At 72.5% G+C, this 26,961-nt stretch carries 21 protein-coding genes; 8 read left to right on the top strand and 13 right to left on the bottom strand.

The genetic code is table 11. The annotated features are described in order from the left end of the window. The first annotated feature begins 128 nt into the window (after positions 1-128). Positions 129-1,511 carry an LA_2272 family surface repeat-containing protein gene (locus WMF19_RS36310; RefSeq protein ID WP_437894553.1) on the top strand — a complete coding sequence of 461 codons (1,383 nt, stop codon included), beginning with the start codon at positions 129-131 and terminating at the stop codon, positions 1,509-1,511. Here WMF19_RS36310 and WMF19_RS36305 read toward each other — a convergent pair. From WMF19_RS36305 to WMF19_RS36290, 4 genes are all read right to left on the bottom strand, one after another. Further along, on the bottom strand, positions 1,450-3,750 hold the full coding sequence (locus WMF19_RS36305; protein WP_437894552.1) for a CapA family protein: 2,301 nt from the start codon (positions 3,748-3,750) through the stop codon (positions 1,450-1,452). The genes WMF19_RS36310 and WMF19_RS36305 overlap by 62 nt on opposite strands. A gap of 417 nt (positions 3,751-4,167) precedes the next feature. Beyond that, positions 4,168-5,277 carry an HPP family protein gene (locus WMF19_RS36300; protein ID WP_437894551.1) on the bottom strand — a complete coding sequence of 370 codons (1,110 nt, stop codon included), beginning with the start codon at positions 5,275-5,277 and terminating at the stop codon, positions 4,168-4,170. A 118-nt stretch (positions 5,278-5,395) separates the two neighbouring features. Next, on the bottom strand, positions 5,396-7,312 hold the full coding sequence (locus WMF19_RS36295) for a hypothetical protein (protein ID WP_437894550.1): 1,917 nt from the start codon (positions 7,310-7,312) through the stop codon (positions 5,396-5,398). A gap of 200 nt (positions 7,313-7,512) precedes the next feature. Further along, positions 7,513-8,055, bottom strand: a complete 543-nt coding sequence (locus WMF19_RS36290; protein ID WP_272095417.1) for a hypothetical protein — start codon at positions 8,053-8,055, stop codon at positions 7,513-7,515. A gap of 36 nt (positions 8,056-8,091) precedes the next feature. Between WMF19_RS36290 and WMF19_RS36285 the strand changes: the two genes are divergently transcribed. After that, positions 8,092-8,706 (top strand): hypothetical protein, encoded by a 615-nt coding sequence (locus WMF19_RS36285; RefSeq protein ID WP_437894549.1) that lies wholly within the window; start codon positions 8,092-8,094, stop codon positions 8,704-8,706. A gap of 86 nt (positions 8,707-8,792) precedes the next feature. After that, on the top strand, positions 8,793-10,571 hold the full coding sequence (locus tag WMF19_RS36280) for a hypothetical protein (RefSeq protein WP_437894548.1): 1,779 nt from the start codon (positions 8,793-8,795) through the stop codon (positions 10,569-10,571). 68 nt (positions 10,572-10,639) lie between these two features. Here WMF19_RS36280 and WMF19_RS36275 read toward each other — a convergent pair whose 3' ends face one another. The 6 genes from WMF19_RS36275 to WMF19_RS36250 form a co-directional block, all read right to left on the bottom strand. After that, positions 10,640-10,888: a hypothetical protein gene (locus tag WMF19_RS36275; RefSeq protein WP_272095413.1), complete on the bottom strand. Its 249-nt coding sequence runs from the start codon at positions 10,886-10,888 to the stop codon at positions 10,640-10,642. Between the two features lie 230 nt (positions 10,889-11,118). Next, positions 11,119-11,601 carry a ribonuclease E activity regulator RraA gene (gene rraA, locus WMF19_RS36270; RefSeq protein ID WP_437324342.1) on the bottom strand — a complete coding sequence of 161 codons (483 nt, stop codon included), beginning with the start codon at positions 11,599-11,601 and terminating at the stop codon, positions 11,119-11,121. A gap of 64 nt (positions 11,602-11,665) precedes the next feature. Next, positions 11,666-13,057: a sigma 54-interacting transcriptional regulator gene (locus tag WMF19_RS36265; protein ID WP_437894547.1), complete on the bottom strand. Its 1,392-nt coding sequence runs from the start codon at positions 13,055-13,057 to the stop codon at positions 11,666-11,668. A gap of 150 nt (positions 13,058-13,207) precedes the next feature. Continuing rightward, positions 13,208-14,134 carry a Grx4 family monothiol glutaredoxin gene (grxD, locus tag WMF19_RS36260; protein ID WP_437894546.1) on the bottom strand — a complete coding sequence of 309 codons (927 nt, stop codon included), beginning with the start codon at positions 14,132-14,134 and terminating at the stop codon, positions 13,208-13,210. A gap of 153 nt (positions 14,135-14,287) precedes the next feature. Further along, on the bottom strand, positions 14,288-14,806 hold the full coding sequence (locus WMF19_RS36255; protein ID WP_437894545.1) for a hypothetical protein: 519 nt from the start codon (positions 14,804-14,806) through the stop codon (positions 14,288-14,290). Between the two features lie 122 nt (positions 14,807-14,928). Further along, positions 14,929-15,330, bottom strand: coding sequence for a hypothetical protein (locus tag WMF19_RS36250; protein WP_437324338.1), 402 nt, complete (start codon positions 15,328-15,330; stop codon positions 14,929-14,931). A 154-nt stretch (positions 15,331-15,484) separates the two neighbouring features. Between WMF19_RS36250 and WMF19_RS36245 the strand changes: the two genes are divergently transcribed. Both WMF19_RS36245 and WMF19_RS36240 read left to right on the top strand, forming a co-directional pair. Beyond that, a complete protein-coding gene (locus tag WMF19_RS36245) occupies positions 15,485-16,135 on the top strand; it encodes an RNA polymerase sigma factor (protein ID WP_437324337.1) in 651 nt (216 codons plus the stop codon). After that, entirely contained in the window at positions 16,132-16,392 is a 261-nt protein-coding gene (locus tag WMF19_RS36240) for a hypothetical protein (RefSeq protein ID WP_437793273.1), read from the top strand. Before WMF19_RS36245 ends, WMF19_RS36240 begins: the two co-directional genes overlap by 4 nt. A 67-nt stretch (positions 16,393-16,459) precedes the next feature. On the opposite strand, the gene WMF19_RS36235 is transcribed toward WMF19_RS36240, so the two are convergent. Next, a complete protein-coding gene (locus tag WMF19_RS36235) occupies positions 16,460-19,477 on the bottom strand; it encodes a beta-propeller domain-containing protein (protein ID WP_437894544.1) in 3,018 nt (1,005 codons plus the stop codon). Between the two features lie 428 nt (positions 19,478-19,905). On the opposite strand from WMF19_RS36235, the gene WMF19_RS36230 reads away from it, so the two are divergent. Further along, positions 19,906-20,829, top strand: coding sequence for a hypothetical protein (locus tag WMF19_RS36230; RefSeq protein ID WP_437894543.1), 924 nt, complete (start codon positions 19,906-19,908; stop codon positions 20,827-20,829). Positions 20,830-21,025: 196 nt separating this feature from the next. On the opposite strand, the gene WMF19_RS36225 is transcribed toward WMF19_RS36230, so the two are convergent. Further along, positions 21,026-23,914, bottom strand: coding sequence for an Hsp70 family protein (locus WMF19_RS36225; RefSeq protein WP_437894542.1), 2,889 nt, complete (start codon positions 23,912-23,914; stop codon positions 21,026-21,028). Between the two features lie 131 nt (positions 23,915-24,045). On the opposite strand from WMF19_RS36225, the gene WMF19_RS36220 reads away from it, so the two are divergent. Together WMF19_RS36220 and WMF19_RS36215 are read left to right on the top strand one after the other, a co-directional pair. Next, entirely contained in the window at positions 24,046-24,555 is a 510-nt protein-coding gene (locus WMF19_RS36220) for an OmpA family protein (RefSeq protein WP_272095399.1), read from the top strand. Between the two features lie 653 nt (positions 24,556-25,208). Then, positions 25,209-25,871: a hypothetical protein gene (locus tag WMF19_RS36215; protein ID WP_272095398.1), complete on the top strand. Its 663-nt coding sequence runs from the start codon at positions 25,209-25,211 to the stop codon at positions 25,869-25,871. A gap of 102 nt (positions 25,872-25,973) precedes the next feature. Here the strand turns inward: WMF19_RS36215 and WMF19_RS36210 are convergent, their stop codons facing one another. Next, positions 25,974-26,870 (bottom strand): NmrA family NAD(P)-binding protein, encoded by an 897-nt coding sequence (locus tag WMF19_RS36210; RefSeq protein ID WP_437894541.1) that lies wholly within the window; start codon positions 26,868-26,870, stop codon positions 25,974-25,976. Between the last annotated feature and the right edge of the window lie 91 nt (positions 26,871-26,961).

Raw genomic sequence — 26,961 nt, 5'->3', positions numbered from 1 at the left:
CGAGCCAGGGGTGCTGTGATGGATCCATGCGGCGCCGTGATCGACCCGCGCGGCGTGACGCCGCACCATGGCTCGATTCATCGCCTGCGGAGCAGCCTTTCGGCGCTGCACGCGTGTACGATGGTGCGATGTCGCGGTGCGCGCGCCGAGCGAGGTGTTCTCTTCGGACCGCGCCGATCGTCGCGGCCTGCGCGCTCGCCCCGGCCGTGCTGGCGCCGCGCAGCGCTCTCGCGCAGCAGCCGGCGGACGCGGCGCCCGGGCGCGCCGCGCCCCGATCTGCCGGGCCGAGCGACCCATCCGGCGCCGGCGGCGCGGGCGGGGAGCGGGCGCGCCGCGGCCCGGATACGCCGTATTTCCCCGTCAACCTGTCGCTCATTTTCCCGCTGAGCACCAACGCCACGGCGCCCGATCTCGCGACCCACCTCGATCTCGCGCTCCTGCTCGGGCGCGTCGGGTTCGTGGACGGCGCCCAGGTCGGCCTGTTCTCGTGGACGTCGGGGGATCTGCGCGGGTTACAGCTCGGGGTCGCGAGCGTCGTCTCGGGGCGCGCCGAGGGGCTGCAGCTCGCGGGGGGCTTCGCCTTGGCGGACGCCCCGCTCGCGGGGGTGCAGCTCGCGGGGCTCTTCGGCTGGGCGAGCACGACGGTCGCCGGCGCGCAGATCGCCGGCGTCGCCAACCAGACGTACGCCGACGTCGACGGCCTGCAGGCGGCCGGCGCCGTCAACGTCGCTCGCGGACAGGTGACGGGCGTGCAGGCGGCTGCCGTCAATATCGGCCGCGTCGATGGGCTCCAGATCGGCGCCATCAACGTCTCGCAGGAGCAGCGCGGGCTCCAGATCGGCATCATCAACGTGGCCCGCAAGATCGACGGCCTCCAGATCGGCGTCATCAACGTGACCGACAACCTCGAGGGGGAGTCGCTCGGCCTCATCCCGCTGCCGCGCGAGGGGGGGATCCGGCTCGCGCTCTGGGGGAGCACTGGCCTGCACGGCAACGTCGGCCTCAAGTTCTCGAGCCGGTATGCCTATACGATTTTGAGCTTCGGGCTCCACAGCGAGCCGCGCGCGCCGAACGCCGACGAGGGGCGCGCGGCGGAGCGCGAGCCCCTGTACGCCGTGGGCCTCGCGATGGGCTCGCGCCTGCCGCTCGACGTCGAGGACCTCTCGCTGAGCGCCGATGTCGGCGCCTACCACCGCGGCCCGTTCCAGGGCGATCTCCCCGGGCGAAACGAGGTGCTCAAGGCGCGCGTCTCGGCCTCGTACGCGCTGGCGGAGCGCCTCTCGCCGTTCGTCTGCGCGGGCGGCTACATGACGTTGCGGGGCCAGGGCGCGCTCGACGTCGGCGGCGGGCCCGAGCTCTGCCTCGGCGTCGAGCTCGGCCTGCTCGACGCCGCTCGGCGTGTTCGCGCGCCCGCCGCGCCCGCCGCCGTCGCGGGTCGCGGCGGCGCGCTCAGGGCGTCGCCGGGGCCAGCGCGTACGACCGGTGCGTCATCGTCACACCGAGGCTCGTGAGCGCGGGATCCGTGGCGGTGCAACGCACGAAGCTCCAGTCGTTCGGCGTGGCGAACCCGAACCCGAGGGAGCTGTCGGCGACCGTGCCCTCCCACTCGATGAGCGACACGTCGTCGAGGAACGAGGTGGCCTCGCCGCTCGCCGGCACACCCGCCCTGAAATAGAACCGGACGGAGCCCGCGTTCGCCGGCGGGGTCAGGTCGACGGTGAACGGCTGCCAGCCGTAGGTGCCGGCCGCGCGCGTGAACACGACGCTGTTCGACACGCTGGTCCCGCCGCTCGTGTACCAGTAGACCTGCACACGCATCTGGCCGGCGTTGTCTCCCTTCATGTAGCCGGTCAGGGTCAGCTTGCGGCCAGGCTCGAACTTGACCCGGTTGTTCATGTAGGTGGAGACCTCGGAGGTGCTGTTCGACTTGCGCAGGAACACCATCGCTCCGGTCCCGCCATGGACGACGCTGTTCTCGATGTAACGGTATTCGCTCATCGACCACATCGAGCCTTCGTGCGAGGTGTCGTCGACGTCGCCGTCCTCGAAGTCGCCGTAGAGCATGATCTCCCGGCCGTAATCGCAGCTCGCGGCGGCCGTCGTCCGGACGGCGGCGAGCGAGTCCGCCGGGCTCGAGCGCAGGTGCGCCAGGGGGGCTGTGCGGCGGCTCGTGAGCGGCGCGCTCCGCGTCTCCACGGCGTCGCTCGTCGTGTACTGCGAGGGGCTGCTCGCCGCGACGGCCCGCGGGCCGCTCGCGAACACGACGGCCCCGGTGAGGCCGTCCGCCGCTTCGCCGGGCGCGGGCGCCGCCGGCAGCGTCGTGGAGAGGTGACCGATATGGCGGATCGCCCGGCCGAGCCAGGCGCCGCCCACGAGCTTCGGGACGTAGTCCTCGTTCTGGAACGGGATGAGCTGCACGCGGTGCACCGCGCGGTTGCCGCTCGCGTCCTCGTCGATGTCGATGGCGGCGAGGTACGACTGGTACGTCTCGAAGACGTCCTGATCGAAGACCATGTTGCCGAGCGACATGAAGATGTAGCGGGGGCCGGCGCCGGCGTTGTACAGCCCGATGCCGTGGATCGTGTGCGGGTGGTGCGCCACGACCATGCCGGCGCCCTTCTGGACGAGCTGGGTGAACCGCCGCCGCATGCCGGACGACGGATAGTCGCTGTACTCGATGCCTCCGTGCACCACCGGGATGGCGAAGCGCCCGACCGCGTCCTGCGCCATGAAGTCGCTGATCTCCGTGAGGCCGAGCTCGAGCGCGCCCGCCTTGGGAGGAGGTCCGTCGGAGGCGGTGAGCGCGTACTCCGGGAGCGTCGTCCCGTCGTTGACGATCTGGTTGAACCCCTGGAAGGCCACGTCGACGCCGCGGAGCGTCCGGTAGAGCACGGTGCCCTTCGCCATCGTCTCGTCGAGCCCTGCGCCGAACCAGTCGAGGCCGGCGTTCGGGACGGCGGTGAGCGTGTCGGCGACGCCTGCCCCCAGGTAATCGAACATGTGGTTGTTGCCGAGGCTCACGGCGTCGACGCCGGAGAGCGTGAGCGCCCTGACCGTCTCGGGGTAGGAGAAGAACGTGAACGACTTGTAGGGGTGGGGCGTCTGCGGGTTGGCGGTGACGGGGCACTCCAGGTTGACCTGGGTGTAGTCGGCCGACGAGAGGACGTCGCGCAGGAAGGTGAGGATGGCGCTCGCGTCGGCTTGCCGCGTCGCGGGGCGGATCAGGTCGCCCACCTCTCCCTCGATGCCGTCTTCGTCGCTGTCGATGAAGCGCCGGCCGAACATCGTGTCGCCTCCCACGAGGATCCGCGCGCGGCCAGCGCGCTGCTCGGTCAGCACGACCCGGCCGACCCCGGCAGCCGCCTCGGCGAGCGGTTGGTGCAGGTCGGCAGGGATGATCTCGCTGTAGTACCCGTCGACCTCGACGCGCAGCAGGACCGAGCGCCGCGCGAGCGCCGAGAGCGTGAACGCGCCCGCGCCGTCGGTGAACGCGATCTCGCCGTGGTTGACCGCGCCGCTCCCCCAGCCGATGGCCGTCACCTCCGCCCCCGCGACCGGCGATCCCGCCTCGTCGACGACGACGCCGGTCACGTCGATGGGGGCCGCCGCGTAGGTCGCGTCGTACGCGGCCTCCGTGGCGTCGAACTGGTACGCCGCCGACGCATCGCCCGCGGCGAGCCAGGCGCAGGCCGCAGCGCACATGGACAGCGGCCTGGATGTGATGACGCGGACAATGGGTCTTTCTGCCATGTTCGCTCCCGATCGGTTGGGGCCTGTTCGAGGACGGATGACCGCAACAGGCGTGATGGGCGCCAGAGCTCCTTCAGGGCCGGTTGGACACGTGCAAATGTGCCGTGTGACCAGACTCCGAGGTGACCAAGGCCGACGATGGGGTCGCGAGCGTCGACTGGCCGCTCGACCCTCGCTGGAGAGGCCGCGAGAGCGCCGACCCATGCAGGATTCGATCCGTTTCAGCGATGGCGCTGGAGACAAAGACGATTATCTCGAGACTACCATGCTTCTGTCATCGTTCGCTATAAGCTCGAGCGGAGCAGCCTGCGATTTGTTGTTCTGACAAGGTGTTCCTGCACGTGAAGGCGTGTGCATGGATGGTGCGCTGTGGCGATGCGCGCCTGTGTCGCATGCGGGCGTACTGCCCTGGGCGCACTACCCGACCAGCGCCGAGCCTTTGGCGAGCTGCGCGCGGCCGATCACGGCCAGGAGATCCGTTTGGGTCACGATGCCGCGCAGGCGCATCTTGGCGTCGACGATCAGCGCTTCGTGCACGCGCCCTCGGGAGAGGAGCTGGAAGAGCTCGTTGATCGGCGTGTCCTCGCCGGCGGTCTCGAAGTAGATGGACGGCAAATCGCGCACGGTGGCCTCGGGCATGGCAGACGCGATCGAGACGTCGATCGCGCCGTGCACGACGCCTCGCTCGTCGACCACCGGCAAGACGCGCAGGGCGCGCTCGCGGAGGCGACGGAGCGCGAGCGCGCTCGGATCGTCGGGGTGAATCGTGACCAGATCGCGCGACATGATCTCGCCGCAGGTGAGGCCTCCGCGCAGCCGCCGGTGCGCCTCCTCTTCGACGTGCCGGACGAGGGCGATCAGGTCTTCGCGCTCGACGTCGAGCGGTGTACCCAGGCGCTCGAGGGCGGCGTCGATGTCGCTCGGCGAAAAGCCGACGCGGAGCTCGGGCGGGGCGTCGGCGGTGCCGTGGGGCGAGACCGGCAAGGTCACGACGTGCGGGTAGCTGCGGCGCACCAGGTTGTTGAACAGCAGCCCGGCTGCCACGAGCAGCAGGGAGTTGATGGCGACCGGCACGAGCGCGAAGTGATAGCCCAGGCTCGTCACGGCCGGGCCGCCGATGACCGCCGTGAGCGCCACCGCGCCCGCGGGCGGGTGCAAGCACCGGAGCATGCTCGTGACGGCGATGGTGAGCGCGACCGCGGCGGCGCCGGCGCACAGCGGATCGGGGATGACGCGAGCGGCCGTGACGCCGATGACGGCCGCCAGCACGTTGCCGCCGAGCACGGACCACGGCTGGGCGAGCGGGCTCGCGGGGACCCCGAACACGAGCACGGTCGAAGCGCCGATCGGCGCTATCAGGAGCGGAGCGTGCGCGGTGGGGCCAAGGCAAGCGTGCATCACGACCCCGGTGGTCAGCAGCCCGAGCAAGCCCCCGACAGCAGCGTAGATCCGCTCGCTGACGAGCAGCGGCGTGCGCATGGGCTGGAACCGCGTAAGAAAGCTCGAGCCCGCAACTCCGAAGCTCATCGCGCGGCCATATATCGAGATGTTTGCGCGCTGTCTACGAATGCTTACGAAGGCTTACGGACGCTGATGAGGGGCTCGCGGAGCGCGAAAGCGTGTCGGGACGGGGGCCGACTCGGCGCTACGCCGCAGCGGAGACCGCCTTCTTGCGCGGGCGCGGCGCGCGGGTCGCCCCGGCCGCGCCGGCGCCGGACGGCTTCGTCGGCGTGGCGCTCGCGGGCGGGGTGGACACGGCGCGGACCAGCGCGGCGGCGATGGCCGCCGTCATCCTCGCGGTCGGCAGGCGCGGCGTGAACGCGAGCACGCGCTCGCCGGGGCGCCGGCCGCGCGAGGAGCGGCCGCTCTTCGCGACCCCCTCGACGGCGCGCTCGCACGGAGAGCCGGGGGCGACGCGCAGCAGGACCTCGGGCAGCCCGATGGCGCCGCCGGCGCCGGGCGCGTAGACGACGCCGACCTCGATCGCGACGAAGCCGGGGAGCGCCGCGCGCGGCGAGAGGCCGAGCCGGAGCTCGTCGGCGTCGGGGCTGCCGTCCGGGATGCGGAGGCGGCCGACGACGCGGAGCTCCTGCGCCGCAGCCGCGGCGCCGGCGGGCGCCTTCCGCGAGCGCCGCACGCGCCGCGCGACGTCGCGCAGGAACGCGACCGGCCGCGCCGCCGGATCGGCGGGGAGCTCGGCGAGCCGGCCGGTGCAGAAGATCGCGAGCAGCGCCGTCGCGTCGAGCGCGAGCAGGTGGGCGTGGTACGGCGAGGCGGCCGCCACGGCGTGGACGCCCGCGCCGAGCGCGGCGAGCAGCGCGACGAGCAGCGCCTTGCCGGCGCGCGTCGAGACGTCGAGGTAGACGCCGCGCACCCGCGGCGGCTCGCGGAACGCCTCGGCCTCCGCGATGGGGAGCCACTTGCCAGGGCGCCGCAAGGTCGCGGCGGCGCGCTCCGGGCGGGGCGTGCGGTGCGCGGCGAGCGCGGTCGCCGCGGCCACGAGCGCGGCGCCCGGCGTGCCGTCCCTGAGCAGGAGCTCCAGGGCGACGCCCGCGACGAGCGCGAGCCCCGCGAGCGCGGCGCGCGGCGCGAGCGGGATCGGGACGAGGGGCCGCGGCGCGACGCCCGCGGCGCGGGCGAGGCGCTCGTGCTCGCGCGCCTTGAGCGCGACGAGGGCGCTGTAGAGCGCGAAGAGGACCACGCCCGCGGCCACGTAGAGGGTGCGGCTGCGATCGGGGCTGCCGGCCGCGGCGTCCGAGATGCGGCCGAGCGTGTCGGCCCCGGGCTTCGCCGCGGCGGGCTCGGGCTGGAAGGCGCGCGCGTCGGCGCGGACCGCCCACCGGATCGGCTCGGCCTTGGGGGCGTACGGGCGGAGCAGCTCCAGCTCGTCCTTGTCGAGCGCGCGGCGGAGCGTGGAGAGCGTCGTCGGCGCCGGGAGCGCGTCGGGGGACGCCGCCTCGTCGGTCCGCGCCTCGTCGACGCGCGGCTCGTCGGGCGCGGCCGGCAGCGCGACGGTGAGCCGCGCCGAGTCGTAGCCGTCGTCCCAGACGGGGCCGCTCCAGGAGACGCGGGAGCTCGGGCCGTCCTGCCGGATGAGCCCGCGCTTCATGAGGTCCGTGCGGTAGCGGAAGAAGAGCACGAACACCCCGCGGCTCAGCCCCTTGCCGTCGAAGCGGGCCCGCATCGCCGCCGGGCGGCGCGTGCCGTCCTCGCGCGGCCGGGGGTCGGGCGGCAGGAGCTCGATCGCGACCGGCGTCGCGGACGCGAGCGAGCCCGCCTCCGCGGCCTTGAAGGGCACGGCGTAGCTGCCCTCGTCGAGCTGGGCGTCCGGGTCGACGCCCTGGATGTCGAGCGCGCGGAGCGGCCCGCCCGAGATCTTCAGCGTGACCTTGTGCTCGACCGTGGCGGCGCCGGCCCGATCGATCGACAGCCGCACGTCGTCGCCGGCGACGTGCACCTCGACCCACGCGCGCGCGGGGAGGGCGAACGCGATCGACAGGAGCGCCGCCAGGAACGGGAGCAGCAGCGCCGGCCCGGGGCGGCGGGCGATGCGAGAGGGCATGGTCCAGGAGTCCCACGGCGCCGCGCGCGGGGCCAAGTTCCGGGGACGCCGCCGGCCGTGCCGGCGGTCGATCCGCGCGCCGCGCGCCGCGCGCGAGAGGTCCGCCGCCGGTCGCCTTTCCCGTGGCAGGCGCCGCGCTCACCCGCCGGGCCGGCGCCGCGTGCGGGCAGGCTGAGGCCACGAACAGGCGAGGGCGTCGATCAGAAGACGACGCCGAGCGAGAGCGACCCCATGAGCTTGATCTTCCCCGCCTTCTCGTAGAAGGAATACTGGTAGGGGCCCGCGGTGATCGTCACGGGATCGGCGAGCGCCACGCCGATCCCGAAGCCTCCCGACATGGCGAACCCGCCGTCTCGGCTGAGCACGTTCGTGCTCCCCACCATGCCGCCGAGGACGACGCTGCTCACATCGCCGCGGCCCTCGAGCCGCCCGGGAGGGGTGATGACCGCCTCGAACGACTCGTAGCCGATGCGCCCTTTCACCCAGAAGCCCCGCAGCGCCTTGCCTTCGACGTAGACACCGACGTCGGCCGCGAGCGCGTAGCCGGTCGTGTCGAGCGACGCATCCTCGAGCGAGCCCCAGATCCACGACGGCGCGATCCCGATGGTGAGCGGCCCGATGACGGCGACCTCGCCCTCGAAGGTCATCCTTCCGAACAGGAGATCCAGGGCGTTGTAGCGGACCGACCAGCGGCAGCAGGTGGACTCGGGGGGCTTCGGGGGCGGCGGCGGCCCGGCCGGCAAGGCGTAGCCCGGACCATAGCCCTGCTGAGGGTAACCTTGCTGGGGGTAGCCTTGCTGAGGATATCCCTGTTGAGGATACCCCTGCTGTTGAGGGTAGCCTTGCTGTTGAGGGTAGCCTTGCTGAGGATATCCCTGTTGAGGATACCCCTGCTGCTGAGGGTAGCCTTGCTGAGGATATCCCTGTTGCTGAGGGTAGCCCTGCTGAGGATATCCCTGCTGCTGAGGGTAGCCTTGCTGAGGGTAGCCCTGCTGCTGAGGGTAGCCCTGCTGCTGAGGATACCCCTGCTGCTGAGGGTAGCCTTGCTGAGGATACCCTTGCTGCTGAGGGTAGCCTTGCTGAGGATACCCTTGCTGCTGAGGATATCCGGACGGCATCTGGCCAGCTCCGCCGGGCTGCGCCTGGCCCTGCGGGAGCGGCTGAGCGTTCTGTTGCGCTGTCGCCGCTGGCGCGAGGAGGAGCGAGCCGAGGCCGAGAAGGAGGCCGCAAGCTGCCGGGTGGAGAGCTGCCCTGGAGGAGGGCGCGCGCGCTGGGCCCCGACCCGTGGTGAAAGCGCAATCCATGGCGGTGGACTGTACCGAATCCCGAGCACGCCGGCTACACGTGCGCCGCGAACCGTCGCTGCGCTCGCGCGCGCGATCTCCAGCCTGTAATCTCCGTGCCGATGCCGCCAGTCCCCGAAGTCGTCGCCGTCACAGAACTCGCGCCCGGAAGCGCCGCCTCGAGCGGAGCCGCGGCCGTGCCGGCGGTCGATCCGCGCGCCGCGCGCAGCGCCGAGACACCCTCGGCCGAGCTCGATCGTGCGCTGTCCGAGCTGGGCGACGCCGCGCTCGGGTTCGCTCGCATGCCGGCCCTCGAGAAGGCCTTCCTGCTCCGCTCGTCGCTCCCCGGCCTGCTCGCCGCCGCGCGCGCCGAGGTCGAGATGGTTTGCGCCGACAGGGGGCTCGATCCCGGCTCGGCGGCGAGCGGCGAGGCGTGGCTCGCGGGGCCTTGCGTCACGCTGTCGCAGGTGCGCCGCCTCGCGGAGGCGCTCGAGGAGATCGCCGCGCGCGGACGCCCCCGGCTCGGCCGCGGGGCGGTGCGCACCCGCGCGGACGGCCGGATCGAGGTGGAGGTGTTCCCGGCGCGCCTGAAGGACACCGCCCTGCACGGGCCCCTCCGCGCGCGCGCGCTGATGCAGCCCGGGGCGACGCGCGAGAGCGTCCGGGAAGAGCAGGCGCGCTTCTACCAGCAGCGCGACCCCGAGGGGGGCGTCGCGCTGGTGCTCGGTGCGGGCGACGTCGCCGGCGTCCCCCTCCGGGACGCGCTGCACGAGCTCTTCGTCGAGGGGCGCGTCGTGGCGCTCGCGATGAGCCCGCGGAGCGCGCCCCTCGGCGCGCTGGTCGAGCGCGCCCTCGCGCCGCTCGTCTCGCGCGGGCTCCTCCGCTTCGTCTACGGCGGCGCCGATGCGGGCGCCTACCTCGCGGCCCACCCCGCCGTCTCGGAGATCCACGTCACGGGCACGGCGGCCGCGCACGACGCGCTCGTCTGGGGGCCGCCGGGCCCGCCGCAGGCGCGCCGGCGGGCCTCGGGAGAGCGGCTGCTGGACAAGCCCGTCTCTTCCACGCTCGGCGGCGCCAGCCCGGTCCTCGTGATGCCGTGGCTCTACGGCGGCGACGAGCTCTGGTTCCAGGCGAGGTGCCTCGCGAGCCAGGTCGTCAGCGGAGCGTACGGCAGCCACGCTGCGAGCGTCCTCGTGCTGCCCCGGGGCTTCGCGCAGCGGCCGCTGCTCTTCCGGATGCTGCGCCGCGCGCTCGCCGCCGTGCCGCCGCGGCGCGCCGCCCACCCGGAGGCCGAGGCGCGGTACGCCGCGCTGACGGCCGGGCGCGCGCCGATCGAGCCCGAGCGCCTCGAGGCTTCCGCCGACGTGCCGCTGCCGTGCGGTGTCGCGCGCATCGGCGCGCCGGGGCCGGGCGAGCTCCCCTGGACGCTGATCGCCGGGCTCGCCGCGTCGGACGCGGCCGAGCCGCTGTTCTCGGCCGAGCCGCTCGGCGGCGTGCTCTCCGTCGTCGAGGTCGGATCGAGCGATCCGGTGGAGTTCCTCGAGGCGGCGACCCGCTTCTGCAACGACCAGCTCAGGGGCAGCCTTGGCGCGACGATCGTCATGCACCCGATGAGCGAGGAGGACCCCGCCGTCGGGGCCGCGCTCGACCGCGCGCTGCTCGATCTCCGGTACGGCGTGATCGCGGTGAACCAGGCGCCCGCCGCCGCGCACGCGGCCGTCGTCCCGCCCTGGGGAGGCCACCCGGGCTCGACGCTCGCCGACATCCAGAGCGGGCTCGGCTTCGTGCACAACACGGCGATGCTCGCGCAGGTCGAGAAGACGATCCTGCGCGCGCCGCTCACCACCTTCCCGCGGCCGCCCGGCTTCTACGATCACCGGCGCTCCCACGTCGTCGGGGAGAGGCTCGCGGTCTGCGCGGCGGATCCGCGGTGGGGAAGCGTCGCGCGCGTCGTGGCGGCCGCGCTGCGGGGCTGATCCGGCGTCGCGCCCCCACCGCGATCTCGTTGCGTTCCCGTCTCGATTCCGCCGCGATGACGCGGCGATCAGGACGGGAGCGACGAGCGGAACTCCTTCACCTTCTCCACGATCTCGCGAAGCGCGTTCCGCGAGGCCTCGGAGACGTCCTCGGCCAGCTTCTCGGCGTCGAGGAGCTTGGGTTCCAGCTTGTCCCAGGCGTCCTTCGCGTCCATGCCGGCAAGGTGGAGCCTTACGCGGATCTCGTCGCGCAGGGTCTGGAGCGACGACAGGCTCTTGTTCAGATCGCTCTTCAGTTCGGACGTGATGTTGCTCATTCTTGTCCTCCCGTTTCTACGAGGTGTTGATTGCTCCTCCTCCGCTGGTGATGCATTGGCCGCGCCAGTTGGCGCGCTTCGACGCACCGCGCGACGTTCGCGCGCCCCGACTGGATCCGAGCCCATCCAACCTGGGCGCAGCCGCCGCGCGACCTTCTCTCGATGTGTGGCGAAAGCGCCCAAGGACGTGCGTTTTGCCCCACCTCGGAGGCGAGCGCGCGTGCGGGCTCTCAGGCAAGCTGCTTCTGCGCGCAGACGATGCCGTCATGATCGGCATAGACGAGCTCGCCAGGAACCCACGTGACCCCGGCGAACGTCACGGCGACGTCGCGGTCCCCCGCGCCCTTCTTGGCGCTCTTCCTCGGGTGCGTCGCGAGGGCCTTCACGCCGATCGGGATGCGGGCGATCGCCTCCGCATCGCGGATGCAGCCGTGGACGATCACACCGGCCCAGCCGTTCTGATGGGCCATGGCGGCGATGTTGTCTCCGAGGAGCGCGCAGCGGAGGGAGCCGCCTCCATCCACGACCAGCACCCGCCCCTGGCCGGGCTCCTCGAGCGCCTTGCGGACGAGCACGTTGTCCTCATGCACCTTCACGGTGGTGATGCGCCCGTGAAACAGCCGAGCTCCGCCGTAATCCCGGAAGATCGGATCGGCGACCAGGACGTCCGGGTGCTCATCGCATAGATCCGTGGTTCTGATCTCTGAGCTCATGAAGACTCCCTGGCCATCTTCATAGGTTGTCGCCCGCCGGATTCAACCGCTCATCCGCCGCCGGTCACGAGGGCTCGTGGCGCTCGCCGTCCTTGGCGGCGGGGAGGGAGGCGCCGCTCTTGCGCTTGCCCGCGCCGGCGAACGCCGCCGAGTCGATGCCATGCCGGGCGAGCCACCGGCGCAGCTGGTTCCTGTGCATCCCGAGCGAGCGCGCCGCGCGCGTGACGTTCCCCTGCTCGCGCCGCAGCGCCGTCTCGATGGCGAGCCGCCGCATCTCCGGCGGCGCCGGCGTGCGCCTCGCGACCTCCGTGATGTCGAGGCCCGCGGACGGCGCGAGATCCGCCACCTCCACGGCGGTGCGCCCGGCCGCGAGCGCCGCGAGGCCCGCCTGCCGCACCTCGCAGAGCAGCTCCCGCACGTTGCCCGGCCACGCGCGCAGCGCGCAGCACTCCAGGAAGCTGGCGCCCGGCGCGAGCCGCGCGCCGGTGCGCCTGAGCTCCGCCGCCGCCAGCCAGGGGAGCTCCTCGAGGCGCTCCGTCAGCGACGGGATCCGCACCTCGGGCCGGCCGATCCGGTAGTAGAGGTCGTCCCGGAACCGGCGCGCCGCGACCTCGGCCTGGAGATCCTTCAACGTGGCCGCGCACAGGCGGAACTCCACCTTGCGCGGGCGCGTGTCGCCGAGCGCGACCACCTCCCGGGTCTCGAGGACGCGGAGCAGCTTGGGCTGAACCGACGGATCGAGCTCCGCGACCTCGTCGAGGAACAACGTGCCGCCGTGAGCCGCCTGGACATAGCCCTCGGCGTCGGCGGTCGCGTCCGAGTAGGCCCCGCGCCGCGCCCCGAAGAACAGCCGCTCCGCGAGGCCCTCCGGGATCGCGGCGCAGTTCACGGCGACGAAGGGGCCGCCCCGCCCCGTCGCCGCGTGGTAGGCGCGCGCGGCGAGCTCCTTGCCCGAGCCGCTCGGCCCGGTGAGCAGCAAGGTATCCCCGCGCATCCCCGCGCGGTGGATCGCCTCGCGGACCTGCCTGAGCGTGGGGCCGACCAGCCCGTCCTCGTGCTCCAGGACCCCGCCGCGCTGGAACGGCGCGATGTCCGCGGTGAAGCGCAGCAGCGTGCTCCCGAGCCGGATCACGCGCGGGAGCGACGAGAAGACCTGATCCTCGATCTGCGCTCCATCGACGAAGGTGCCGTTCCTGCTCCCGAGATCGGTGATCCGGAGACCGTCGCCCGACAGCGCGATGCGGGCGTGCCGGCGCGACACCTGCTCGTCCTCGACGACGACCGTGTCGTCCGCCGCTGCGCGGCCCAGCACGACCGCGCCGCCCTCGAGCGGGATCGGCGCGCAGGCAGGCTGGCCGCGGGCGAAGATGACCACCAGGCCAGGCGTCGCCCCCTCCGGCGACGCCGACGGCTCGGTGTCGGACGCCCTGATCGTCGACTGATCGTCGGCACCCACACCTTATGCATACATGATCCCACGCCGGCCCTGAAGGCTCTCACGTGTCGGACGGTGTGATCGAAAAAATCTACCGAGACACGATGCCTGCGTGTCTCTCGCCGCGGGTGTGCCGCTGCTCGTCGTGGGCGTGCCTCTTGGTCGAGGCGCTCAGTACCGCGGCACCGAGGGGTCGACATCTTGCGACCACGCATCGATTCCGCCCTGGAGGTTGTAAAGGTTCCTGTAGCCCTTCGCGAGGTAATGCTCGGCGGCCGCCTGGCTGCGGCCGCCGTGGTGGCAGTGGAAGACGATCCGCGCGTCCTTCGCGAGCGTCTCCAGGTGCCGCTGCCCTGCCTGGTCGAGGTGACGGGCCCCCTCGATCCTGGCGATCTTGCGCTCCTGCTCGGTCCGGACGTCGAACAGCTCGATCGCCTCGCCGCCGTCCATCAGGGCCTTGAGCGCGGCCGACGAGATCTGTTTGACCTTCGGCGGCTCGTTCGGGCTCTCCAGCTTGAAGCCGCCGCCGGAGGGGCCCTCGACGAAGTCGATCGACAGCCCCTCGGCGCGCCGCGCGCTCGCGCGGTCGAGCAGGAACACCGCCCCGCCCGCCTGGGCCTCGATGTCGCCTGCCTGCCGCGGTCCAAAATAAAGACCGTAGTTGTAGGACGGGTCGATCTCGATGTGGACGAAGTCGGCCTCGGACTCCTTCGCGGCCGCGAACGCCGCGAGCGCCGCCGCGGTCACGCGGAGCGTGGGCGGCGCCTGCCCCTCGCCATGCGCGAGCCCGAGCGCCTTCACGAGCTCCCCGGTCGCGTGCAGCTCCTTCACGATGTCGCAGCCGCCGATGAACTCGCCGCGGATGTAGAGCTGCGGGATCGTGGGCCAGCTCGAGAACTCCTTGATGCCGTCGCGCAGGGCGGGATCCGAGAGGACATCCACCGTCTGGTACTCGGGGAGGTGCTCGTCGAGGATGCTCACCACCGTGGCGGAGAACCCGCACTGCGGCGTGGTGCGCGTGCCCTTCATGAACAGGACGACATCGCTCTCGCGGATGATGGTGGCGATCCTGGCCCGTATGGGCTCGCTGAGGCTCATGTGCTTGCTCTCCCTCCGCGGCGGTGGCGGTGCGGTCGACTCCCGCGCGCGTTCGCGGGCCTCTCGCTAGCATGAGCAAAGCACGGCAGCGAGGGCCTCCTGCCGGGCTCGCCCGCGTCGACCGAGGGCGGAGCGAGCGACCTCCCTGCGCGCTCAGCGGCCGATCAGGAGCCCCAGGACCGCCGCGATCGCGGCGAGTGTCGCGATGAGGGCCGGCGCGCCGAGCCCGGCGCCGAGCACACCGAAGCGCCCGCCGCTCGCGCTCGGGGGGCGCGCGAGCGCGTCCGACGGGGGCGGCGTGACGCGGTGCACGCCCGGCGACGCCGCGCTGTCTTCGCGGAGCTCGACGAGGAGCTGATCGAGCGGGGCGAGCTCACCGAACGGACGCACGAGGCGGAGCGTCACGCCGCCGCTGAGATCGGGGGGGAGCCGGAGCCGCAGCGTCCTCGCGGCGATCTCCGTCGGGGCGCGGTGGGCGCCGCTCCGGGCGCAGCTGTCGCAGCCGCCGCCGTCGCAGCGGGCGCAGGTGACGCGGGCGGGCACGGCGACCTCGATGTCCGCGCCGTCGCGCGCCCACGCCGCCGGGACGGCGATCGCGAGGCGGCCTCGCGAGCCCTCCGAGGCGTCGAGGCCTTCGCGGTCGATCAGCTGCGCGAGCTCGGCTCTGCCCATGGACCTTGTGTGCCGCACCCGGGCCCCGGCGCCAAGCGCGGGCGTCGGGCCGGACCCGCCGCCGCGCTCCCGCCCGCCCTCTCCGCCGGGTGCGGGAGCCCTCGCGGCCGCGCGGCCGGCGCTCACGGATGCGCGTCGCGCGGCTCGCCGCGGCGCGCGCCGCCGTCCGCCGGCGCCCGGCCGGCGCGCAGGACGCCCACCGCCGAGAGCAGGCACGCGATGGCGAGCAGCAGCCCGCCGAGCGACCCGGGCCGCGTGCTCTCCTTCAGCCCCACGACGAGCACGCGCGCGATCTCGCCGTCCGGCACCTTCGCCGGGTCGGACAGGTAGCTGAACACAGCGCCGAGGTCGATCCACGTCGCGTGGATCGTCGCGACCAGCGTCGTCAGCCCCATCGCCGCGATGAACCCGAGCTTTCCGGGCTCCGGCCGCCGGGCGAACTGCAGCCCCGCGCCGACCGTGACCATCCCGAAGACAAGGATAGGCCACATCCCCCAGCCGCCCTCGACGAAGAAATCGAACATCGGTGTCTCCCTATCGTCTGCTCTTCTCTGCCTGCCGCGTGTCTCGTCGCCGCCGCCGTGTGCGCCGGCCTTCACGAGCCCCAACGCGGCGCCGCGGATCCCGTGACAGGAAAACTTCCTTGTCACGCCCGCCGCGCTCGCGCGTTATGTCGGCGTGGAGAGGGAGGGCGCAGCAGCTCCGTCCGACGCCGAGCTCGCGGCTCGCCTGAGGCGCCGCGATCCGCGCGCCTTCGACGCGCTCTACGCGCGCTACCACCCCCGGATCTTCAGCTTCCTCGTGCGCCTCTCCGGCCGGCGCGACGTCGCCGAGGACCTGTTCCAGGACACCTGGCTCGCCGTCGCGCGCCACGCCGGCCGGCTCGCCGAGGACACCGATCTCGCCGCGTGGCTGTTCACGATCGCCAGGAACCGCTACCGGAGCCACCGCCGCTCCGCCTTGCTCGACCTCGCCCGCGCCGCGCTGTTCTCCCGCGAGCCCGCGCCGGCCGCGCCCGAGCCCGAGGGCGCGGCGGACGCCCGAGCCGACGTGGCGGCGCTGGACGCGGCGCTCCGCGAGCTCGCGGCGGTGCACCGCGAGGTGTTGCTCCTCGGGGCCGTCGAGGGGCTCGACTCGGCGCAGGTCGCCCAGGTGCTCGGCATCCGCGAGGACGCCGCGCGCAAGCGCCTGTCGCGCGCCCGCGCCGAGCTTGCGGCCCACCTCGAAAGGCGAAATGCTGAGCGGACCCGGCGGGGATCGACGACCCCGATCTCCGCCGCGGACGCGACGGACGCTGTGGATAGACACGCGCGGAGAGGTTCTCGATGAAGCCGTTCTCAGGAGAGGATCCGCTGGCGAGGGGCCTCGCCGATCTGCCGCAGGTCGCCCCGCTCGATCCGGCCCGGGCCGACGCGGTCCGGCGCCTCGCCCGCGCCGCGCTGGTGGAGACGGAGCGCCCTTCGCCGAGCGCGCGGCTCTCGCTCGCCTGGTCGGCGGTGATCCTGCCGGGGCTCCTGCTGACCTCGGGTTGCGTGTACGTGTGGGATTCGGTGCAGAAGATCGGGCAGATCTACGGGGGAGGGTAGCGGCCGGGCGGCGCCTTCGCCGCGCTGCTCGTGACGAGCCGCGCGGGGCGAAGGAGCGGCGCGCGCATCAGTCGCCGATGTCGACGACGTCGAGCCCGTGGTACCAGAGCGCGCAGAGCGCGGTGTCGCCGGAGATCGTCACCTGCGAGGCGTACGACGAGAGCTCGCCCTTCGTTTCGAGCGTCAGCTCGTCGAGGTCGGCCGCGTCGAGCACCGAGAGCGCGGGCGGGCTGTAGCCGGCGAGGAGGAGGCGCGTCCCGTCCACGGCGCGCGGCCAGCCGGCGTCGGGGGCCGAGAGCTCCTGCATCGCGACATCGATGCTGCCTTCCACGAGCCCGCTGGCCACGAGGATCCCGGACGAATACGCGCCCCCGCCCGCCACGTCGCCCACGCCGTAGTACCCGGACGTGTACATGAACACGCGGTCATCGCCCACGAACACCTGGTCCACGCGGGTGTCGTCGTCGAGCGTGTGCTCGTCCCGGAGGCGCGCGCTCGCGCTGCCGACGTCGAGCAGCTTGAGGGTGTGGCGCGTCCCGCGGCAGACGCCGGGGCCATCGTAGTGCTCCTGGTCCGCCGGCACGAATTCAGCGGTGTAGCTGAACGCCCTGTAGCACTCCTGGTAGCTCGCGACCTCGATCTGGACCGCCTCGTAGTCGACCGTGAGCGCGCGGTTCAACGCGCCATCGAAGGCGAGCAGCGACCCGGGCACATTGACCGACGTCCGCACGACCGGCGATGAGGGATCGGCCACATCGATGCGGTCGAGGTAGAAGCGCGCCCTGGAGGGGTCGTTCGGCAGCGGCACCCAGTGCGACGTCAGCACGGTGGTGCCGTCGACCTGCAGGCCCGTGTAGCCGCCGCCGTCGGGCAGGGGGAGCGAGCGGTGCGTCGGGCTCGACGGGTTCGAGAGGTCGATGATCTCGAGCGACGGATCGCGGGGCTGCGGCTGCGCGCTGCCGTCCTCGTAGTAGTAGTACTCTTCCTGGACGTTGCGGAGCACGAGCGTGCTCCCTGCCTGGACCACGGCGCTGCCGGCGGAGACGATCCTGCCGTAGTACCCGTAATAGTAGAGCGCGTTGCTGTTGAACGGCAGATCGCGCTGGCTCGCGATCCGGGGGGCTTCGGGGTTCGTGAGGTCGATGACGGCGAGGCTCGTCTTCGTCGAGTCCGCGTACGAGGGCCAGAGCAGGTAGGCGTATTGCCCGTGCGCGAAGAGCTGCGCGCTGGAGAGGCCGGATCCATAGCAGTCGTCCGTCGATCCGGCGGCCAGCGTCGCGAGGTCGAGCTTCCCGATCGGCTCGGCGCGCCCCGGCTCCGCGGCGTACACGACATCGAGCTCTGCGGCCTGCGTCCACCAGTCCGCGCCCATGCGGACCACGAGATCTCCGGTGGCCACCGTGTTGCTGACGACCGTCGCCAGGGCCAGGTCGGCGGCCTCGACCGGGGCGTCGCGATCATCGATGTTGAACGTCCCGACCTCCTGGTCGGAGACGGCGAAGAGCCGCGTGTCATGGACGAACGCGCGGCGCGCCTGGCCGCGCGCCGGGGCGGAGCCGCGCTTCGTGAGCGTGTCGGCCGTGAAGTCGATCAGCTGGACGCCGCTCTTGTACGAGCCGCAGCCCTTGCCCTCGGCGATGTCCCAGCCGCTGTACGGCACGAGGAGGGTGCCGAGATCGTCGAGGATGGTGAAGGCCTTGTGGATCCGGTCCTGGTCCTCGGCGAAGCTCGCCCAGTCGCCGCCGAAATGGACGCGCTTCAGCATCGTGGGCTTCGCGAGATCGGAGACGTCGAAGAGGGAGACGTGGAGCGAGCCGTCGGTGGCGGCGTTGTCGAAGCCGAGGGCGAGCAGCCGGTCGCCGCGCGGCTCCATGTGGTAGACCCAGCCGGGCATCTCGAGCTCGCCGACCTGGGCGGGGTGCTCCGGGTCGCTGAGGTCGATGGTGAAGAGCGGGTCGGTCTGCTCCGCCGTGATCGCGTAGGCGCGGTCGCCGTCGAAGCGGACGGAGCGCAGCGTCTCGGGCTTGGGCAGGGTGAGCTCGGTGAAGCCGAGGGGCGTGAGCTCTTGCGAGGACGCGACGGTGAAGGTCTGGACGCCGGGCAGCGCGTTGGTCCGCCAGATGCCGGGCTGGCTGACGACGCGGAGGACACCCTCGTGCTCGTCCATCTGCCAGCGGCTCTGGATCTGGCCGACGGCCTCGACGCTCGCGCCCTCGACGAGCGCGCCGCCGGGGTCGGAGATGTCGACGACCTGGATGGTGGAGTGCCCCTCGTCGGTGCCGTCCCACTCGATGCCGGCGATGTACATGCGGTCCTGGGTGACGCTCACGCTGCGCTGCCACCCGTAGTCGTTGGGGTCGTCGTCGTAGCTCAGCTGATCGACCACGGCGATATGGGCGGGGTCGCCGACGGCCAGGGAGGTGACCGTGGTGTTCCGCGATTGCTTGCACCCCCAGCAACCGCCGTCCTCGAACGTGACGGTATAGAGCACGTCGCCGACGATGCGCGAGTCGGAGATGGCGCCCGGCAGGTCGAACGAGCCGATCTGCTCGATATCCGCCGGGTCGGAGACGTCGAGCGCCTCGATGTGGCTCGATTGCTCATAGGAGTATGAGCCGGTGGCCGCGTCGTAGACGTATTGAGTCCACGACGAGAACATCGCGTAGACGACCCCGTCGCGGAGGTACATCTCGAAGGGGATCCCGCTCGCCCGGTAGCGCCCGACGAGGCTCAGCCGGTCGCGCCGGGAGATGTCGATGATGCTGAGCCCCGAGTACTGCGAGAGCGCGTAGAGCTTGCCGTCCTTGACCTGGATGATGTCGGCCTCGGTGATCGCGCGCTCGGCGTCGCCATCGGCCGGGGGCGCGGTCGGGGCGCCGTCGCCGCCGGTGCCCGCTGCGACGCCGCCGCCATCCTCGGCCGTATCTCTTCCACCGCCGGCCCTCGGGTTGTCAGAGATGAAATCGGTCGAGCCGGTTTCGGAGGAAGGCCCCGTCGAGCCGTTCCCGCAGCCGGTGAGTCCGGCCGAGGCCGCCGCCGTCGCGAGGACGAGCCAGCCGGCGTAAGTTCTGGACAGGAAGGTCATTGTTCACCTCGTTGAGGACGAGACACAGGGCGTCATGTCTGCGCCCGTGCGCGTGCACTGTTCAGGTCCCGTGCCCGGCGCACTTAGCAAGCCGCGGGCCATGCGGAACCCCACGAAAAAGCCAAGGAATTTGCGTGTATTCCCGCGGCTTGTGCCAGAGTGTGCGACCGGCGGGCCGCCGGCGGTCAGGGACCTGCCCGCAAGGCGTGCGCCGTGGCGCTGGTCGATGCCCTGATCTCGGCGTGAGCCCTCATGACCAGGAGGCGGCTCACACCGCTTGTGGGCATCTGTTCGTCACCGCGGGAGCATCGCGCTTGCGCGCGGGGATGCGTGGGGGGGCGCCGGCGCCGCGCTTGGCACGAAGTGTGAACCCTGGCGCCTGCGGCTGCCGAATGGCACGGTCAGTTTATCTCTTGATAGGAGGCTTGATGATGGATCTTTTCAGCAAACGTCACCGGCTCGTCGTTGCGATGCTCATGCTCTTCGTACCTTTGCTCACCGGCGCCAAGGGCAAAGGCTGTCAGGGCCCGATCGAGGGCGGGGGGGCTGGCCCTGGGGGAGGCGGGGTGGCGGGCGGCGAGCCGGCCTCGTGCAAGGTGACCGGCTGCAGCGGTCAGGTCTGCGCGGATGCCGATGAGGACGTGGTCACGACCTGCGAGTGGCGCGAGGAATACGCGTGTTACAAGGAGCACGGCGTGTGCGAGCGGGGCGCGTCGGGCGAGTGCGGCTGGCGCGCGACACCGGAGCTCGAGGCGTGCCTTGGCGGCGACGAGCCTGCCCCGTGCGTGGTGACCGGCTGCAGCGGTCAGGTCTGCGCCGACGCCGATGAAGACGTGGTCACGACCTGCGAGTGGCGCGAGGAGTACGCGTGTTACAAGGAGCACGGCGTATGCGAGCGGGGCGCGTCGGGCGAGTGCGGCTGGCGGGCGACGCCGGAGCTCGAGGGGTGCCTCGGCGGCGACAAGCCCGCCCCGTGCAAGGTGACGGGCTGCAGCGGTCAGGTCTGCGCCGACGCCGATGAGGAGGTGGTCACGACCTGCGAGTGGCGCGAGGAGTATGCATGTTACAAGGAGCACGGCGTATGCGAGCGGGGCGCGTCGGGCGAGTGCGGCTGGCGCGCGATGCCGGAGCTCGAGGCGTGCCTCGGCGGCGACAAGCCCGCCCCGTGCAAGGTGACGGGCTGCAGCGGTCAGGTCTGCGCCGATGAGGAGGTGGCCACGACGTGTGAGTACCGGGAGGAATATGCGTGTTACAAGGAGCACAGCGTGTGCGAGCGGGGCGCGTCGGGCGAGTGCGGCTGGCGGGCGACGCCGGAGCTCGAGGCCTGCATCGAGGCGGCTTCCGGCGAGTAGAGCGGAGCGCAGGTTCGGGCGCCGACTTCGCTGCTGACCGTTGCGGCGCCGATCTCTTTCATGATCTCCCTCCGGGCGACGGATCTCGACATGTGACCGCCTGAGCCCGGAGGTGGCCTGCGGGTGCGTGGACCGCGCCTGCTCTCTCTGGAAGTGAGACCGTCAGTCGATCTCGAAGCGTGCAGAAGCGCTTTCCCTACTCGCTCACGAGCCGCAGCCCCACCGGCAGCCCCTCTCCAAAGAACGCCGCGCGCTCGGACTCCTCGACGGCCACCACCTCGCGCACCGCCTTGAGCCACGCCTCGGGCGCGCCCGCCTTGGCGAGCCGCCGCTCCACCTCGCCGCGGACCCGGTCCGAGACGTCGCGCGCCCGGTCCCCGGTCCTGCGCGCGAGCTGCACCGCGGCCGGCGCCGCGGACGGAAGCTCCTGCCACTTCTCGCGCAGCAGGTGGTCGAGCCACCGCTCGGCCGCCGCCGGCGACACCACATGGTGAACGCTCGCGTAGGCCGGAACGCGCGCGCCGAGGCGGCCGATCGCCGCCCAGAGCCGCGCGTCGCGGTCGGTCCATGTGCGCTCCAGGATCCACGCGCCGAGCTCGCTCCGCCGGCCGGCGGGCACGCGCTCCAGCGACGCGCAGAGCTCGAGCAGATCGTCGAGCGCCTCCGGCTTCACCCCCTTCGGCTTCTTCAGCCGCTGCTCGGCCGGGGCCAGGAACGGATCCGCCAGATCCCGGATCGCGACCTGCAGCGGCTCGTCGAGGCCGCCCGCGATGCGGCGCCAGGCGATCCAGAACTGCTGCCAGGAGCGCGCCTCCTGCGGGAACGCCAGCCGCTCGGCGAAGAGCGGCGCGAGCGCGGCGATGCGCGCCGAGTCGCCCGCGTCGCCGAACCCGGGCCGGAGGCAGTAGCCGGCGAGCGACCAGAACACGCGCTCGTGATCGGCCGAGCGCCGCCGCGAGCGCGCGCTCGGGACGAGGGTGTCGAGCAGCGCCCGCGCGGTCTCCGTCGTCCAGGCGGCGCGCTCCCCGAGGACGCGCTCGAGCTCGCGCACGAGGTTCTTCGCCTCCCGCGGCGCCACGTCGGGCCGCCCCTTGCCGAACACCCGCTCGATCGCCTCCCGGGCCTCGTCGAGGCGCTTGCCGCCCGGCGTCGCCGCGGCGTGAGGCCTCGCCTGCGCCCGCTCCGCCGGCGCGCCTCCCTCGGCCTCCGCCGCGCGCGCGCCGCGGCCGTCCTCGCGCAGCTGGAACGCCAGCCGGAAGCGGCGCGGCGCCGCGGCGTCCACCTCGACGCAGGCGAGATCCAGGGTGCCGATCGCGGTGAGCTCCCCCTCGATCTGCACCCGCACCTCGGCCTGCTTTCCGGTCGCGGCGCGCGCCGCGTCCCCCGCGTCGAACGCCACAGCGATCGGCGGCAGCGCATCGAACCGGTCGTCCTCGAGCGGGACGAGATCGCCCGCGCGATCGGCGCGCGCGTCGTCCGACGCGAACAGGTCGAACCGCACCGGGCGCCCCACGACGAGCGCGAACGTCCGCCCGGCCGCCGCGTGGACGCTGCCCTCCTTCGCGCCGCGCGGCACGACGCAGACCGCCGGCCGCGGCCCCCCGGCGGCGGGCGGCTCGAGGCCGACATAGTAGCCGCGCGCCGCGCCCCCCTCGATGCGCACGCCGCGGCCCGCGAGGGCGAGGCCGTAGGCGACCGCGCCCCGCGCCACCGCGAGGTCGGGATCGGCGTGCGGCAGCAGATCGAGCGGCGGGCCGCCCCAGCGCTCGACGACCTGCGCGAGGCGCTCCGCGACGCGGCGGGCGCGGAAGACGCCGCCGTTCAGGAGCAGCGCGGTCGGCCCTCGCGCCTCGGGGGCGTGGCGCGCGAAGAACCAGGCCACGTGCCGGGTGATCGCGACGTCCCGCTCGTAGGGCAGGCCGAAGGCGACGAGCCCGCTCCGCCCGCGCTGCGGCCGGGCGTCCCGCGGCGCCTCCGGGAAGAAGCCGTCCAGCACGACGCCCTCGACCTCCTCGCGGCCGAGGCGCGTCGTCAGCGCGCCGCCGACGAGCCGCGCGCCGTGCGAGAGCACGGTGACCGGCGCGTCGTCCGGCGGCGACGGCGCGGCGCTGCCGGCGCCGCTGGTCGACGCGGCGCTGCCGGCGCCGCCCGACGACGCGCCGCCGGCGAGCAGGCGCTCCTTGGCGGCGCGGCAGGCCAGCACGAGCTGCCCGAAGCGCGCCGGGTCGAGCTTCTCCCCTGCGCCCACGAGGCGCGGCTCGCAGAGGTGGGCGAGCGCCAGGTCCATGTTGTCGCCGCCGAGCAAGAGGTGGTGGCCGACCGCGACGCGCGAGACCTCGGGGCGGCCCCTGGCCGCGCCAGCGCCCTGGGCCACCCGGATGAGCGACAGATCGGTCGTGCCGCCGCCGACGTCGCAGACGAGGACCATCGCCTCGCCGCCCGAGCGGGCGAGCAGGGCGTCGAGGCCCTCGGCGCCGGCGAGCCGCATGAAGTCGTAGAACGCGGCCTGCGGCTCCTCGAGGAGGCGCGCCGAGAGGCCGGCGCGGCGGGCGGCTTCGACGGTGAGCTCGCGCGCGACCTCGTCGAACGAGGCCGGCACGGTGAGCACGACCTCCTGCGCCGCGAGCGGGCGCTCGGGGAAGGCGTCGTCCCAGGTGCGCCGCACGTGGGCGAGGATCCGGGCGCTGGCGTCGAGCGGCGAGACGCGCGGCAGGGAGGCCGCGTCCTCGGCCGCGCCCCATGGCAGGATGGGCGCCGTGCGGTCGACGGCGGGGTGGCAGAGCCAGCTCTTCGCCGAGGCGATGAGCCGCCCGGGGATCTCGCCGCCGCGCCGGCGCGCGTGCTCGCCGATCGCGAAGGGCGCGTCGCCGAACGGATCGGCCGGCGCCTCGCCGGGGAGGGGCGCGTAGAGCAGCGACGGCAGCAGCGGGCGCGCCTCGATCTCGGTGGCCGTCACGAGCTGCGGGATCGAGAAGACGCGGATCGCGCCGGGATCGGCGTCGCGCTCGGCCCACGCAACCACGGTGTGCGTGGTGCCGAGGTCGATTCCGACGATCAGGCTCGAGCTCTTCGCGGGGGCGGACATGCGTGCGCGCAGCAACGATACTGGATCGCCGCGGCGCATTCCGCAGGTCCGGCGCGCCGCCGCGCCGGCTCGCGCGCGCCCGCGCGCTTCTTCCGGTTCTTCCGGGCGATTCCCCGTGCTAGAGCCGCGAAATGCGAGCGAACCGAGCGATCTGGCTTGTGGTCCTTGGCGCCCTTGCGGCGGGGTGCGGGTCGGCGAAGACCGAGATGTCGGTGGCGGCGAGCGCGGCGCCGCCGCCGCCTCCTCCTCCGGTGGTCGTCCAGCCGGCGGCGCCTGCCGAGGCGGTCATCGAGGGGGATCGCATCAAGATCGCCCGGCCGATCTTCTACGACCTCGACAAGGACGAGATCCGGCCGGAGTCGTTCTCGGTCCTCGACGCGGTGGCGAACATCCTGCGCACGCACCCGGAGATCACAGCGCTCACGGTCGAGGGGCACACGGACAACCAGGGCAGCGTGGATCACAACATCAAGCTGTCCGAGCGCCGCGCGAACGCCGTGGTCCGCTACCTCGTCCAGCACGGCGTCGCGACGCCGATGACGGCGCCGGGCTACGGCGCCGGCGCGCCTCTCTGCTTCACGAACGACGAGGGCTGCCGCGCCATGAACCGGCGCGTGGAGTTCCGCATCAAGTCGAAGTGACCGGCTGGCGGCCGACCGAGGCCGCCTGCCCGTCGCTCCAGGTCCGACACGCCCCTCCCGCGCCTGCTCCCTGAGCTACCCGAGCCTCGGAACAACAGGCCAGGTTAACACAGACCCTCATTCGAAATCGACCGATTTCGATCGACGTAAGCGCGTGTCCTGGTTTGTCGCCGGGGTACGGCGCACTGGCCCGCTGGTTGTTGGTTGCGTCGGTTGCCTCAGTTGCGTCGGTCACGTCGGTTGCCTCGGCTTCGCGCGTTGCCCCCATTACGCTCGTCGCCCTTCCGTCCGTCCTCGCGCAGCTCACCCGCGCCGCGCTCTCTAGCGCGTCGCCGTGCGCCCCGCGAGGCGCACGGCGCGAGAGGATGCCTGTCCGTCTGTGCGCCTGTGGGACAAGCGACTCCCAAAGATGATTGTGCTGCAAATTTGTATTGAACGGCGCCTCTCGATCGTACTTAATACATCACGGGAATCCGCGCGCTGAGTGCGACGCGCCAGTTCGAGCAACTCATTGCATTCCAAGGTGGATCATGGCGAGCGTTCGTCGTCGTATGCTGGAGATCGCTTGTCTCGTCCTTCCGGGGCTCGTGTGGATTTCGCCGCGCACCGCGGCTGCGCATCACGTCGACCATCTCAGGTGGGCGGAGAGCCTCGTGGACAACGTCAGCTCGGAGAACAACGAATACAACTCGAGCCCCAGCTTCATCAGCTGGGCTGGTGTGGCCGGCGCGCGCCGCTACGCGAACCGGACGCAGTGCGCCACCTTCCTGACGGAGCTGCTCAAGCGGGGCTACGGGTTCACCGAAGCATCGTTGAACGACTGGCTGGGCAGCCGGAGCCCGAGCGCGGCCGCCTACTACGACGCCATCGTCGAGGAGAATGGATTCAAGAGGATCCACGACCCCAGGGACGCGCGCGCCGCCGACATCATCGCGATCCGCTACCCCGCTGGCGAGTCGTCGACCGGGCACGTCGCGATCCTCCGCCGGGCGCCGAGGGCGAAGCTCCCCGTCAGCCCCCTCGTCGCGGGCACATTCCAGTTCGAGGTGAGCATCGTCGACTCGACGAGCACGCATCACGGCTCGTCCGACTCCAGGTACGCGTCGAGCGGCCGGGGGGCCTCCGGCGCCGGCTACGGGACGATGCGGCTCTACACGAACACCTCGGACACCATCGTCGGGCACACCTGGAGCACGGCCGCCGTCACGGCCTATTATCCCGCGGCGGTGCGCCAGGTGGTGATTGGCAGGCTGGTGTTCGAGGACGACGATCGGGGCAGGGGGTCGGACGACGACGACTCCGACGACCGGTGGTAGGGAGGGACTGAGGGCTATTTCCGGGTGCCCAAGGCTCGTCCCCGAGGCCGTGGGCGGCCGGATCATTGGCCCGCTGAGCTCGGCTCTACCGAGGCCCGATGCTCATTGCGCGCCGCTGCGCGACGTGACCGGAATGCGCGCGGCGCCCCCTTCTTCGAGCCAGGTCGCGAGCGTCTTCAGCGTCGGGTGAAGCGCGCGGAGCGAGGCGACGTCGATGTCGACTCGGAGCTTGAGCGCGGCCTCGACGATGCGCTCGAACAGGGGATTTTGGCGCAGGGCCTCGGCCGGAAAGCGCGCATAGGCGAGCGGCTGCCCCGTCGCGCGCCCGAGCGCGGCCGCCGTCTCGACGCCGGTGAGCACGTCGCCGCCGAGCTCGAGGGTTCGGCCTGCGAAGGCGTCGGGCGCCGCGAAGACCGCGGCCGCGATCGCGCCGATGTCCTCGGCCGCGATGAAGGGGATACGGTGCTCCGGTGGGTAGAAGAACGTGAACTTCCCCGGCGCCGCGTAGAACTGCGGCTGGGTGAGCAGCTCGAAGAACGCCCCCGGGCGCAGGATGGTGAAGGGCACGTCGAGCGAGCGAACGTACGTCTCGATCTGCCACTTGCTCTCGAAGTGGCCGACTCCCGTGCCCGGCTCGAGGCCGGCCATCGAGGTGTACACAAGGTGCCGGACCCTCGCCGCGCGCGCGGCGTCGGCGACGTTCTTGCCGAAGCGCGCCTCGTCCTCCGAGGTGACGCCGTACTGCGGTTGCCCCTCGCTCGGCTGCACGCTGAAGACGGCGTCCGCCCCCCGGGCCGCGGCCTCGAGCGAGGCGCGGTCGCCCAGGTCGCCGCCCACGACCTCTGCCCCGAGCCGGCGCAGCGCCGCGGCGGGCTCTCCCTGGGGATCTCTGACGAGAGCACGGACGCGAACGCCGCGCGACAGCAGCGCTCGCGCCGCGCCGCCGCCCTGCTGTCCGGTAGCGCCGGTGACGAGGACGAGCCTCTCCTTCGTGGTCATGACTGGGTCTCCCTTCGCGTGGATCGGGCCCGTGGCGCCGCAGCGCCGGCCCCCACGCGCTCCACGATAAGGGCTCGCGAAGAGACGAATA

The organism is Sorangium sp. So ce124, assembly GCF_051525235.1.
GTDB classification, from domain to species: Bacteria; Myxococcota_A; Polyangia; order Polyangiales; family Polyangiaceae; genus Sorangium; species Sorangium atrum.
This window is presented reverse-complemented; position numbering and strand designations above follow the sequence as displayed.

Bases quoted from the DNA above. Each gene is read 5' to 3' on its own strand.
- WMF19_RS36310 (WP_437894553.1), top strand. From the start codon at position 129: ATGTCGCGGTGCGCGCGCCGAGCGAGGTGTTCTCTTCGGACCGCGCCG.
- WMF19_RS36305 (WP_437894552.1), bottom strand. From the start codon at position 3,750: ATGGCAGAAAGACCCATTGTCCGCGTCATCACATCCAGGCCGCTGTCC.
- WMF19_RS36300 (WP_437894551.1), bottom strand. From the start codon at position 5,277: ATGAGCTTCGGAGTTGCGGGCTCGAGCTTTCTTACGCGGTTCCAGCCC.
- WMF19_RS36295 (WP_437894550.1), bottom strand. From the start codon at position 7,312: ATGCCCTCTCGCATCGCCCGCCGCCCCGGGCCGGCGCTGCTGCTCCCG.
- WMF19_RS36275 (WP_272095413.1), bottom strand. From the start codon at position 10,888: ATGAGCAACATCACGTCCGAACTGAAGAGCGATCTGAACAAGAGCCTG.
- rraA (WP_437324342.1), bottom strand. From the start codon at position 11,601: ATGAGCTCAGAGATCAGAACCACGGATCTATGCGATGAGCACCCGGAC.
- grxD (WP_437894546.1), bottom strand. From the start codon at position 14,134: ATGAGCCTCAGCGAGCCCATACGGGCCAGGATCGCCACCATCATCCGC.
- WMF19_RS36255 (WP_437894545.1), bottom strand. From the start codon at position 14,806: ATGGGCAGAGCCGAGCTCGCGCAGCTGATCGACCGCGAAGGCCTCGAC.
- WMF19_RS36250 (WP_437324338.1), bottom strand. From the start codon at position 15,330: ATGTTCGATTTCTTCGTCGAGGGCGGCTGGGGGATGTGGCCTATCCTT.
- WMF19_RS36240 (WP_437793273.1), top strand. From the start codon at position 16,132: ATGAAGCCGTTCTCAGGAGAGGATCCGCTGGCGAGGGGCCTCGCCGAT.
- WMF19_RS36235 (WP_437894544.1), bottom strand. From the start codon at position 19,477: ATGACCTTCCTGTCCAGAACTTACGCCGGCTGGCTCGTCCTCGCGACG.
- WMF19_RS36230 (WP_437894543.1), top strand. From the start codon at position 19,906: ATGATGGATCTTTTCAGCAAACGTCACCGGCTCGTCGTTGCGATGCTC.
- WMF19_RS36225 (WP_437894542.1), bottom strand. From the start codon at position 23,914: ATGTCCGCCCCCGCGAAGAGCTCGAGCCTGATCGTCGGAATCGACCTC.
- WMF19_RS36220 (WP_272095399.1), top strand. From the start codon at position 24,046: ATGCGAGCGAACCGAGCGATCTGGCTTGTGGTCCTTGGCGCCCTTGCG.
- WMF19_RS36210 (WP_437894541.1), bottom strand. From the start codon at position 26,870: ATGACCACGAAGGAGAGGCTCGTCCTCGTCACCGGCGCTACCGGACAG.